Below are 11,438 nucleotides of genomic sequence, written 5' to 3' on the forward strand. Positions count from 1 at the left end.
TACAATCGCCAACTGGTTGAAGCGATGATCAAAGTGAAGGCGCTAAATAAGATCAACACCCTTGGTCTGCCTAAATATCAGTAAGTTAAGTGAATTTGTTAGAGAGCTGCATTTGATCAACAAGGCCATGTCCAATGTGCAGTATCTGAGCAGCGATAGTTAATTAGTAAATCAATATTCTTGAAATCTAACTCTAGATCTCGCGCAATTATAGGCTCGTGATGTGCAATTCTATTTCTTAATCCCCTGACATTCTCAAGAAGAACCCTCAATTTATTTCGCATTTCCGGCACTGATAAAGTTACTTCATGATTAGGAAATACTGTACGCAAGAATGGAGTCCATAAACGATCATCAAACCTTCTCGTTAGCAGTTTCTCCCAAAATACAAACTTTAATTCGGGAATAACTTTTCCTGTTGTGTTCTGTCCATTTCTGGCATTTATTAGATCACGTCTTGGGCTATAGCCTCTATCAGGGTTTGGTAAACTACGCTCAAATGTAGTATTCCAAGGCCAATTTAACCCATATTTTCTCTCCAAGGCTTCAGATACAGCGTTTCTAAAAACCACCTCACAAAGGTGAAGTGGCGCAAAAAACGCCGCAGACACTTGTGCATTCCATGCATAGAGCTTTAATGCTTGCTCTGTACTCAACGCTGTACCATTAAAAACAATTTGTTCATATGTACTCAACCTTGAGTCAGATAATGACCTTTTGATATTACTTGACGGCATCGTCAACTCCTTTTACAATTCACTTACTAGCTATGGGATATGCTGGCTTTATGCCTCCCCCTGTAGACATACGAAGAAAACAAAAAAACCTGCTTTATGCGGGTTTTTTTGTATCTTAAAAACCTATATGGGCTAGCTTGGTCGTAGCAATTACCCTTTCAAATTCTTTACCTATCACTTACTCTTTTAAACCGAGGGCTGGCACTGTCTTATACAAATCATTCAATGCATCAGTTAATTGTTGTGGATCAGGTATAATGTACGTATCGGTCACATCATCGCTAACATTTCCTATAGCCATTTAAAATTTGTACATTTTAAACAGCCGTAGTAAAAGTTATATCCGTCTATGTATACGCGAGTTGTTGTTTGAAGTGACTTATAAATTTATAGTGGAAAGTGTACCAAACTCATAACAACCATATAAAACAATAATATATAATAGTGAAAGATTAGTAGTCGAAAAGGAGTGACCAAAAGGGTGGCCGTTCAAGTAAATTGGACATTTGGGCTTGTGGTGTCTGAAAGCTGAGAAAGTGTTCAGAATTCAGCGTTACTTAACCTTTCAAGCTTGCTTGTTCTAACTCCTATTTTGCGCCCTTTAAATTACTATTCTATAGGTTTTGGTTAGCAATTTTGCCAATAAAGCCAGAGACTAAAGCCAATGATTTTTTATTTTGGCTGGCATGCCTATACATACAAGCAGAACGCCCAAAGCCTAATGAAGGTTCTTTTTCCTCGTGAGAAAAGAATGCACTTGAACTAAATTCAAATAAAATGCCAGCCACATTACGACCTGCATTTTTGGTTGATACATGTTCCTGCTCTTTAGCGAAATTCGTAATTGCTCTTTGAATTTCCATATCATAGTAATGAACATTACTAGCTACCGCTACTCTACCTTCCGGCAAAAGTACATCAGTCACGTCCAATGCTATCAAGCCATACTTATTTTTTCGATTCGCACCAATGCGTGTGTCAATCTGACTTGATGCTTTTTTAATGCGAGCGGCTAATTTCTTTATGGACTTGATACGCTTACATTCTACGTACAATGTATCTTTACCTATATTAACAACAACGTCACAGTCATCTGTTAGATCAACTTCATATCCTCCTTTGAGAAACCTAGAGGCGATATTGAGTTCAAAAGCGAAATCTCGTGCAGGGTCATCATTTTCCCCCTTTGCATTCTTTTTGATTGCTTCAGCTCGCAAGCTCTTGCCTGACATAACATGCTTAATACGACTTTTTAAGCCCTCTTGCTTACCATCTTTAAAAGTGTTCCATAAACGGATAATCTGACATGCCTCGGTCGCAGCTTGCATAAAATGATAAAAATCATCAATTAAGTCCTGTTCCGTTGGTACTTTAGCTCCAGGGCTAACAAAAGTTTTTAGCAAACGTTCATAGTCTCCCATTCGAGTACTTTTATACGGGAAACCCAGCTCATCGGATAGCCATTGGCACGCTTCTGAGAATTCTTTTCGACGATCCTTAAACTCTCCTTCATACATTGCCGTTTTACTTATTTCCAACATTGAAATGCTCATATATCTCCGAAATCTAGCAATTATTAAAGCCTTAATAAACGGCGAAGAATTGTAGACTACAATAAACAACGAAGGAGCATAAGCCAACAGTGTTTGCATCCACAGTTTTATAAATGCTAAATGCACTTAGGTCGATAGGTGACCAGCAGCGTAGCCGACCCCAGTAGCCCAAGTTGTTTCGAACATTGAACTGAAAAGAATACGAGCACGAGCTTTTAATGTTTTTGCCATAGACACCTCCTTAAATTTGCCTGCCGTGGTTGATAGGACCATTTGGATACTTGCATATCGAATAAGCACAAAAATAAGGGCTACGGAGCCAACAAACGCCCAAGGAATCGAACCTTGGCCTACCTCCCCCATCAGCCTAAGTACACTCTTTTAAGAGCTATTTAAAAACACATATCTAAATTAATTAAGACTTTACTTTATTTTCCATATTCTGCAACCTATTCACTATCCATCTATAACTGCATGGTTTTAGCTCAACTAAATCAGACTCACGTCTTTCCGCATTAAGCGTATCAAGCCGTTCTAGAAACTGGTCATATACCTTTTGATACCTCACTACCGTATGAGTGCGAAAGTATTCATTGATCACGTCATCAATTAGGTCATGGATTTCTTGGGGTAATTGCTTGGTGTGATTACCTTTGGCTTTATGCCTTGGCGTCAGTGCGTTTTTATCCCAGCCGCTTTCCACAAAGGTTTTGTTCCAATGGGCTAGCGTGCGCCATGACGGTGGGCTGCTGTCGTTTATCTCCGTCGCCTTTTGCGTAATAAACGGGGTTAACCATTTCTCGGTATAGGCTGGAACACTTTGTTCAATTGCGCCTTGCACATACTTATAACGGCGCTGCATTTCTTTTTTGGATGTAACATCTTCCGCCGCCTCAGCTTTAGGCTTTTTGACGTTACTGAGTGGTTTAAAGGTTAACTTGGTTGGTAGCTCACACCGTGCGATGGCTCTGAGCTGGCCGTTTGACACCAGTTGCTCAAGCCTTGGCTTCGCAAAATTAAACCGCCCACCGCTTTCAATATCCGTCAACACTACATCTGTACCCACAATGCTTTCAACCGCAAAGTAAGAGCATGAAAGCTCCGATAGGCGTTTTACTAAAATCAGGTCGGGGTTTTGCAAATCCATTGTGGTGGCATTTCCTAAAACGACGGCAAAGCATAAGTTCAAATAACGTATACCCTAGTTAAACATCACCAATACCGATTAAAAGTGTTCATTTAGGGTGGTTTAAGGCGTTAGTACGCACTATGTTTATTTAGTTTAGATGCTAAATGAACAATTGCCATGAGTAAGATTGGATATGCGCGAGTTTCAACCACAGATCAGTCTTTAGATTTACAAGTAGACAAACTTGAGGAAGCGGGCTGTGACAAGGTGTTTACCGATATGGCATCAGCGTCGAATACCAAACGCGATGGGTTTCAAGCCCTACTTAGCTACCTTCGTGCTGGTGACACCTTAATTGTGACTCGAGTCGACCGTATCGCTCGTTCCGTACTTGACTTACAAACCTTAGTGAACCACCTAAAATCCAACGATATTCAGCTACAAGCGCTAGAGCAGCCCATCTCAACCGACTCTGCCTCAGGCAAAGCTTTTCTAGATATGCTCGCCGTGTTCGCAGAGTTTGAACTCAATATCAGAAAAGAGCGACAGCTCGAGGGCATTGCAGCCGCTAAAAAAGCGGGTAAATACAAAGGCCGTAAGCCAATATCCGACAACACCAAACAAAGCATTTTATCGCTACGCGCAAAAGCTACACCAGTCAGCCAAATAGCAAGCACGGTGAACGTTTCAAGAAACACGGTTTATAAAGTTATCAATCAAGATATTAACAAATGAATTAACTAGGTATAACATATTGAGCTTTGCTATCTGCTTGTGAAAAGGAATAACAGTGGAAGTATTGATACCATTTGCTAAAGATAAAAATGGCTCTCTCGCATTTGTCGATGAAGTAGAAAACGGTTTAGAGTGCAATTGTTTTTGCATCAGCTGCGATATGCCTCTTTCCGCGCACAAGTATAAAACGAACATAAGACGCGATCACTTCAAACATGCACCGAAGGTAAACTCCAAAGATAAGCCATGTGAGATAAGTTATAAACGCGCTATTTTTTGGTTGTGCCGTAATATACTTGCTACCAATTCTAGCATTCATCTTCCTCGATATGTCGGTTATCCAAACAGTGATAAATCCGATGAGGGAGTGTTGATCACTGAAGAAAAGGTATACGACTATCAATCTAAAGTAACATTGAATCCAGCCATTGAAAGCGCGCAAAACGAAATTGCTATCCTACACACCAATGACCTCGACATCACCCTTGTTTTAACGCTAGAGAGCTCTTCTTACCAATTTAGCTCTACATACAACCAAAAGTCCGCCATTGTAGTTGTCGACGTGAAGGATTTTAGAAAGTACGTTGAAGGCAAAGTAAATGGCTACAGAGAGCAAGTTGAATCTGAATTACTTGAGAAGCAAAGCATCAAGCATTGGCATTACCACCCACAGCAAACACAAAGGTTTACAGAGTTTTATCGTAGTAAAAATCAAAAAATACAACTCACTAAAAAGGAACAAGCACAACTTAAGTGGGAGGAACAACAGCAACTGGCAGAAGAGATCGAGCCGTTATATGACCCAGTTTATGGATTTCAGCAAAACCCCCGCTATAAAAGAAAACCGACACGTGCTTTTAGGGAAATTATTGACCTAAACCCCGCACCAAAACAATACGAAACAAGGTGGTTTAGATGCCCATCTTGTTTTCATGTTTGGAGCCGTTCAATTGAAGATGTGCCATACTCCAAAAAACTAACTGAATGCTCTCATTGCACTTCACCTGTCAAAATAGATTAACTTCTGGCAGTCTTAATTACCATACAAACTCAAGGCGTTATACCAAATGAACAAACAGATACCAGCTCCACTTATCGCTGTGTCAGCGGATGCTCTGTCAAACTTAGAAACTCACGCATCTATGGACTCTCTGTTCATGTACTCCAACGCTCCTGGGGAGCCACCTGAAGGTAGTAAATCGGTCAAAGCCCTTGAATGGTTAAGAAGAGTCAATAACCAATCCAATGAACCTTTAGATATCTTGGGTAAGCTTATAGAAAATTATATGGAAAACCCTGATTATCAGTCAGAATACACCGAAATAATGTTTCAAAAAGTTGAAAACAAAGCTTACCAGTATGTTCAAAATATTAGGAAATGTTTGTCTAGATATGGACTTGAATATCATCAAGGTGGTCTTATATTAGATGGGGCTAGCGCTCCGATAAAGTCTTTATCTACCATCATCAAAAACCGAGACTTACCAGCTATAAATGCAGAATTCGACAGGGCTCTAGAAAATTTAGTTCGTGACCCAAGAGAAGCAATATTGGCAGCTTGCAACATACTTGAAGCAGTCTGTAAGACTTTTATCGAAGATGCAGGCTTAGCTATGCCTGCTAAAAAAGACCTACAGGGAGTTTGGAAAGTCATAAAAGACGAGCTCGGCTTTGATATTAGGCAGATTCAAGACGAGGACCTAATTCGAATCCTGAGTGGGTTATTTTCAACAGTTAGTGGTATTGGAGCCTTGCGTACTCATGCAAGTGCCGCACACGCTGAGGGAAGAACTCGCTATAATATAAAACCCCGTCACGCTCGACTAGCAGTACATGCCGCACATACCGCAGCCGTGTTTATTATAGAAAGCTGGGACGAGAAAAAGGTAAACTCTTGACTATATTGCCAATGCTGGGGCTAGCTATGCAATCTTACTTGTTCCATTTTTATAAGTTTTAACTATCGTTGCAGCATAAAGGGAGCATCTTCCTCAACCCATTCACATACCCACGCTTATAGATCTCATTTCCATCAGCGTCTTTGACTTGACCTGTGGGCATGACTTCCCAGCCTTGTTTATTGAAAAGTTCATCAGAAATTGCCGCTTTAATAGCTTCAATTTCCAGCGGTACCAGTTGTTTGTTTTCGAGTGTGGTATTGGTTTTATCGCCTTTGGTTCTGTCTATAAACAAGTCTGAGTTGGCTTTTAATGTATTGAGCTGATCGCGGTATTTGTTACGTTCGGCAATCAAAGAGCCGACTACGGCTCTAATCACTGGGTCGTCGATGGCATCCAGAATATGTTGGTCGTTGCTGTTCAATAACTGTTTTTGGCGTACTGAGAGCGGCTTTTTACACGTTGTGCCTGCATAGGCAGCCCAAGCCTCAATTAATTGCTGAAAATGTTTTCCTGTGCGATTACGAATGGTTTGTGTTGATGGGCCGCCTTGCTCTTTAGACAGCCGCCCGATCGTTGCCATAGAAAAGTCGAGAGGCGTTATTTTACTTTGTTGCTCAAGCACAGCATTCAATACCGTTAAAGCATTGGCGGTTCTTGTGGTGGCGCTTGCGCATAGCTCTTGCAGTACAATGATTGGGTCAACTGGATTAGCCATTTTTCTTCACTCCTAAAGTGGCTGTTGCCATGTTTGCTAATGTTCTGATGCTAATGCCTGTATTACTTTCAATCGCTTGTACACCTTGCTCGAGTAGGCCTGCGTCTTTCAAGTAAGCTTCAGTATCAAGGTAAGTTGAAAGCATTGTCATGGCTTTGCTTTTGTCTGGCTCTTTAGTGGCATTTAGCATGGCATTGACCATCACATTGCCAAGCTTAAGCTGTGCTTCGTCGTCAAGCTGCATCAAGATTGGTTGGTAACCCATGCGCATCAGCATGGTGTTTAGCATGTTTGATCTGTGATTAATGGCCGTGGTTTTCTTTAAGTCATCTTTTAAGTCTACAAATACTTCTGCGTCATCGCAGATTTGGATCAGCTGCCTAAATTCAGATTTCGTGTCTAAAAAACTAAAAAATGGTGATATGTCTTGTGCCGAGCCAAGCGCAATCACTTTATCTTTGCGGTCGTGCTCTTCCCTATTTTGCTCAATACTTAGTACCTTACGGATCACCTGAAAACACGCAACTAAGTCTTTACAGTATTCATCGGCTTCAGATTTTTGTCGCTCAATACGCCTGTCTATGCTGTTTAGCTGGTCACGCTTGTTAAATGGTGTGCCATTAACCTCACAGAAATACTCTTCATCCAATAAGCTCGCTTGCTCGCCCTCGAGTTCCGCAGCAATTTTGGCCGCTTCTGTGGCGTGATAACTTAGGTTGTTAAAGTGAGCCACAAGCGATTGGATGTAGCGAATGCTGGTAATAAACCAGCGGCAGCGAATACAGTTTTCAATACCATGGGGCACTGGCGCGTGTAGATCGGCTTGGTTTCGATTCGCTTTTTTGAGTTTATCTCCGCCATTCCAACACCCAGCAATTGAGGCATGTTCAACCAAGGGCGAGGTGTTTCCTCCAGCTAAACAAATGCCTATCGACTTTTCTTGCCACCCAGCTGGGTTACGCACTCTCAATGCAGTTTGTAGCGATTCAATGTCTTTGAATGCAGCTTGTAAGCCGATTTCTTCAATGGATTTATTGGCTAGGAATGACTGTAAACTATCGTCTTCTTTGTCGATTATTTTGCCTTCGGCCTCGCGCATTTTCTTGGCCATCATCACAGGCGTGAGCTTGGTGTAGTGCAAAGTCATGATCAAACGACTGTGGCCAACCAACAGCTTTGACAATATCGGTGTGGGTATTTCCCCCTCAATGGCGTAGCAAGTGATCAACGAAACGCGTAATGCATGCAACGGGAATAGCGGCCTTCTGGCATTTTGAGGGTCAACAAAATGCACTTTGGCACCATCTCTTAAAGTATGCTCTTTTTTCGCCACATCGTGCTCGAGTTGGGCAAGCAAAGCCGCCCAAAGCGCGTTAACATAACCATCTGTAATTGGCATGCGCCGTTCGCGCTTACGATACGCAGCGGCATTGCGAAACAAAAAGCAAATATCACCAATTTCACTGCGCTGAATTTTGGTCTTGGTGCTGCCAAAGTGTTTGTAATCTAAGTCATAAATAGAAGTTGGCTTGTTGATTGGGTTGTACTTTTCTTGCCAGTTTCTGAGCTTTTCTAACCAATACAACACCTCTTCGTGTTGCCATGGGATCACGTATCCCCGAGTTATTTCATCTTTGTTTCTATCTGCGGTTTTATTGGTATTTATGTACATACCCGTCATCACATCACTAATATCTGGCGTAATAATGCGGTGGAATACCCCTTTTTGCCATGGGCGCTTATCGCTGCCTTCAGCAAAATGATGTTGCTCATTCATTCGCCACTCGCCATTGCTGTAACGCCATGTATCAGCCTCGCCCGAATCCAGCATTCGCACTTGAAAAGTTCGCAAAGGTAGCTGCAATTTAAGGTATAAAGCCATGGCACGAACAGGTGACCAAATTAAGTAAATACAGTCACCCTTTTCTAAGGTTCTAAGTGCACCATCTATTCTTATTTGCCGCTGTTTATCTAGCGTGTGTTTTTGCCAAACACAATCGGGGTCTGCTTTGTCTATCACCGACTCATCAACCAAAATCCAGTCTTTTAAAAAGCGAGCGTTGGTGAAGAAGATCTCACTGTAGTCGATGGCCCACTTCCATTGCTTAAAGTGACCCCGAGGCGCGGGGCATAATATGCTGCGCAGTTGCTTAATATAGGCGTAGGGTAAAGCGTTGTAGACAGTCTCCTGTCTTCTTACAGGGCTTTGTTCTTTATCAAAGGGGTTTTGAAATAGCGGCACAAGATCGCCATTATCATCTGGCTCTGAGTAGTAGGTATCAATTATCCAATCAATAAAGCGGCATACATCGTTGTTTTGCCTAACACGGTAGCCTTCGTTCAGCTCAAACGACATAAGAAATTTGTTGTAGTCTTGATCTGCCAGTGTAAATAGCTCAATGGGATCGGTAATAAATCGCGGTACCAGGTATTCATCTAAAAAGCGAGCGATTGCGGCGCGTGAATGATCAATGCCGTATTGCTTTTGTTCAAGCCAAGTTGAGGCCAGTTCCCGCCAAGTCTCCCAGCCAGAACCGTTTTTCTTGATAAACCAATTGAACTCATAATCCTGTGTTTTCATGGTTTATATCTCCTTAATTTAGGGTACTTACCGCTAAATAGCCCATCTGGGTCAATATCTTCAAACCCTGATTCCATCACGTTTTGCCAGCTCACGCTGACGTCTTCTTTAAACTCGGCATAGTGTTGGCCATCAAGGTTTTTTGACGCTCTTTCACATGCCAACGTCACATCTCTAATACTCGGTTGGGTATATACAGCTTGTGATAACAACGAAGCGTGGTGGAGTGCCTTTTTGATCAGCCTTGGATCAATGCCCGTACTCGACATACGTCTGCCATAAGCATGACGATGGGCATGTGGGGTTCGTCCTTCAGGTTTTGATACAACAAGGTTGATACGAGCCATGGCCGCTTTATAACTTTGGTTAAACGCATTTAGGGTAAGCGATTGACCTTCGTGTGTTTGTGAAAACGATACAAATGCGTAAGGGTGCATTCTTGGCAACGGTAATAGGTAAAGTAAGTATTGCTGCCACAACTTGACAAATAGCTCACCGTAAAAGGCTGGAAACCAGTGCAGTTGAATGTAGTTTTCGTCATCATCAACCACTTTGGTTTTCCAGCCAACTCGAGCGGTACCCGTCATGCGGTTACGAGGAATTAAGTTATAGTTCTCAGACAAATACGCTGCGCGTGTTTTTTGTCGTTTGCGGCCAGTCCAGTTATTTGGTGCTCTGCCATCTTCGGGGTGGTACAAACGTACTATCACACCACTTGGGTTTTCTGGGTCGTAAAACACATCATCCACCCAAAGGTGTAAAGCATCACTTTCTCGTACACCGGTGCCATGCATCAGCAACACAATAAGCTGATCACGCAGTGCCACGCGCTTATCTCTGGCTTTGCCTAAACCTTCAATAAAAAAGGGTTTAAAGAGCTTTTCTGGAAATGAAATGGCATCACCATCAACCTTTAGCACATCCTTTTTACCACGTACCTTGCGTACGGTTTTAAGCACACTGGGTAAAGGGTTACTTTTGATATGGCCTAAAAAGTTGTACTGATTGCGTTTGTACCATGCAGCATAGTTAAGGCGTTCTTGATGAGAGCTGGCTTGTTCAAATGGGTTTAAGCTGGTTGTATTTCTGTTATTGGCGAGCCAATCCGTTAAGCCATTTAGCGCAGATAAAAGTTGATTTACGTTTGCTGTAGAGCGAGGTAACCAATATAAACCCGATGGATCATTCCCCTCAGGACTAATGGTACCCAACGATAAACGCATTACAAATGATTGAAATAACTTACTGGCGTCTGAAAATAACCCTGTGTTGGCTTCCATGTACTCGAGCAAAAGCTGGCAAGCAAACGTAATGCGATTCATCCATGGCAAACTTTTAATGTGCGACTGACTTATAACGTAATCAAGTAAGGGATCGAATACACCATATTCGCTAAGCAACACAGGTACTTCAATCAATAAGCCTGAATTATCCGTTTTAACTTGCGCAAGAACTTTGACTAACACGGTAACTAAACCAATTAGTGCTGAAGAGTTTTAGTAGATTAGTATAAGAAATGCTATTGATCTAATGAACTGAGATCTAGTTTTTTACTTTAAAAAGATAGGAATTAGTATGTTTTAGTATACTTTTAGAAGCTATAAATAAAACTTATACTTCAAACAACACGAGTATTCACTTTGTACTTTTCTATTGTCCATAATTGAAAAAACCGGCCTGAAGAGGCCGGCAATTTCGCCCAAGTCCAGTGGTCGTAATGCCAAACGTGGAGCATGGGATAGCTATAAAATAGTAAACATACTACGTTCAAATGCAAGTAAATTTACAACTTAGTATCAAGCGGTAATTCAGTGAAGCTCATGTCTTTTAAGTGATAATCGTATAAGTATTTACCTTTGTCTTTAGGGTTTTTGTAATACTTTTCGTTGTATTCGCTCTTATTTTCTTTTTCCCATTCCTCAAAAAATACGTATCGCAGTTCGCTAATATCCACACCATCGTGAACTACTCGCGCCTAAAGGCATCGAGCTTCCAAGATAATAGCCTAAGCTACTAACCTTTCTTTTTTGACGCTTCGTTGGACACCGCTAGTCGAGCTTTTGACTCGGCTAGTCTTACGATTGCCT

11 protein-coding genes are annotated in these 11,438 nt (G+C 41.7%); 3 read left to right on the top strand and 8 right to left on the bottom strand.

The genetic code is table 11. The features are described 5' to 3' along the window. Positions 1–116 precede the first annotated feature (116 nt). From L1272_RS21855 to L1272_RS21865, 4 genes are all read right to left on the bottom strand, one after another. Positions 117–737, bottom strand: a complete 621-nt coding sequence (locus L1272_RS21855; RefSeq protein ID WP_212748038.1) for a hypothetical protein — start codon at positions 735–737, stop codon at positions 117–119. 178 nt (positions 738–915) lie between these two features. Then, on the bottom strand, positions 916–1,038 hold the full coding sequence (locus L1272_RS23160) for a hypothetical protein (RefSeq protein WP_258536053.1): 123 nt from the start codon (positions 1,036–1,038) through the stop codon (positions 916–918). Between the two features lie 313 nt (positions 1,039–1,351). Beyond that, the gene (locus L1272_RS21860) at positions 1,352–2,290 is read right to left on the bottom strand and encodes a hypothetical protein (RefSeq protein WP_235374280.1); all 939 of its coding nucleotides are present in this window, start codon (positions 2,288–2,290) and stop codon (positions 1,352–1,354) included. Positions 2,291–2,705: 415 nt separating this feature from the next. Further along, complete coding sequence (locus L1272_RS21865; protein WP_235374281.1) at positions 2,706–3,437, bottom strand: hypothetical protein; 732 nt, start codon at positions 3,435–3,437, stop codon at positions 2,706–2,708. A gap of 159 nt (positions 3,438–3,596) precedes the next feature. Here L1272_RS21865 and L1272_RS21870 point away from each other — a divergent pair, with 159 nt between their 5' ends. Genes L1272_RS21870 through L1272_RS21880 form a run of 3 tightly spaced genes read left to right on the top strand, consistent with a single transcriptional unit; the run spans position 3,597 to position 6,052 of the window. Further along, positions 3,597–4,154 (top strand): recombinase family protein, encoded by a 558-nt coding sequence (locus L1272_RS21870; protein ID WP_235374282.1) that lies wholly within the window; start codon positions 3,597–3,599, stop codon positions 4,152–4,154. Positions 4,155–4,209: 55 nt separating this feature from the next. Next, the gene (locus L1272_RS21875) at positions 4,210–5,175 is read left to right on the top strand and encodes a hypothetical protein (RefSeq protein ID WP_235374283.1); all 966 of its coding nucleotides are present in this window, start codon (positions 4,210–4,212) and stop codon (positions 5,173–5,175) included. Positions 5,176–5,221: 46 nt separating this feature from the next. Then, complete coding sequence (locus L1272_RS21880) at positions 5,222–6,052, top strand: abortive infection family protein (RefSeq protein ID WP_182731393.1); 831 nt, start codon at positions 5,222–5,224, stop codon at positions 6,050–6,052. A 58-nt stretch (positions 6,053–6,110) separates the two neighbouring features. Here L1272_RS21880 and gmtX read toward each other — a convergent pair whose 3' ends face one another. The 4 genes from gmtX to L1272_RS21900 form a co-directional block, all read right to left on the bottom strand. Further along, positions 6,111–6,770: a gamma-mobile-trio protein GmtX gene (gene gmtX, locus L1272_RS21885; protein WP_235374284.1), complete on the bottom strand. Its 660-nt coding sequence runs from the start codon at positions 6,768–6,770 to the stop codon at positions 6,111–6,113. Continuing rightward, on the bottom strand, positions 6,763–9,351 hold the full coding sequence (gene gmtZ / locus L1272_RS21890) for a gamma-mobile-trio integrase GmtZ (RefSeq protein ID WP_235374285.1): 2,589 nt from the start codon (positions 9,349–9,351) through the stop codon (positions 6,763–6,765). Before gmtZ ends, gmtX begins: the two co-directional genes overlap by 8 nt. Then, positions 9,348–10,817 (bottom strand): gamma-mobile-trio recombinase GmtY, encoded by a 1,470-nt coding sequence (gmtY, locus tag L1272_RS21895; protein WP_235374286.1) that lies wholly within the window; start codon positions 10,815–10,817, stop codon positions 9,348–9,350. The genes gmtZ and gmtY overlap by 4 nt, the downstream gene beginning before the upstream one ends. A 317-nt stretch (positions 10,818–11,134) precedes the next feature. Next, positions 11,135–11,305 (bottom strand): hypothetical protein, encoded by a 171-nt coding sequence (locus L1272_RS21900; RefSeq protein WP_235374287.1) that lies wholly within the window; start codon positions 11,303–11,305, stop codon positions 11,135–11,137. Positions 11,306–11,438 lie beyond the last annotated feature (133 nt).

The organism is Pseudoalteromonas sp. PAST1 (assembly GCF_021532515.1).
GTDB lineage: Bacteria > Pseudomonadota > Gammaproteobacteria > Enterobacterales > Alteromonadaceae > Pseudoalteromonas > Pseudoalteromonas simplex.

Bases quoted from the DNA above. Each gene is read 5' to 3' on its own strand.
- L1272_RS21855 (WP_212748038.1), bottom strand. From the start codon at position 737: ATGCCGTCAAGTAATATCAAAAGGTCATTATCTGACTCAAGGTTGAGT.
- L1272_RS21870 (WP_235374282.1), top strand. From the start codon at position 3,597: ATGAGTAAGATTGGATATGCGCGAGTTTCAACCACAGATCAGTCTTTA.
- gmtX (WP_235374284.1), bottom strand. From the start codon at position 6,770: ATGGCTAATCCAGTTGACCCAATCATTGTACTGCAAGAGCTATGCGCA.
- L1272_RS23160 (WP_258536053.1), bottom strand. From the start codon at position 1,038: ATGGCTATAGGAAATGTTAGCGATGATGTGACCGATACGTACATTATA.
- gmtZ (WP_235374285.1), bottom strand. From the start codon at position 9,351: ATGAAAACACAGGATTATGAGTTCAATTGGTTTATCAAGAAAAACGGT.
- L1272_RS21880 (WP_182731393.1), top strand. From the start codon at position 5,222: ATGAACAAACAGATACCAGCTCCACTTATCGCTGTGTCAGCGGATGCT.
- L1272_RS21860 (WP_235374280.1), bottom strand. From the start codon at position 2,290: ATGAGCATTTCAATGTTGGAAATAAGTAAAACGGCAATGTATGAAGGA.
- L1272_RS21865 (WP_235374281.1), bottom strand. From the start codon at position 3,437: ATGGATTTGCAAAACCCCGACCTGATTTTAGTAAAACGCCTATCGGAG.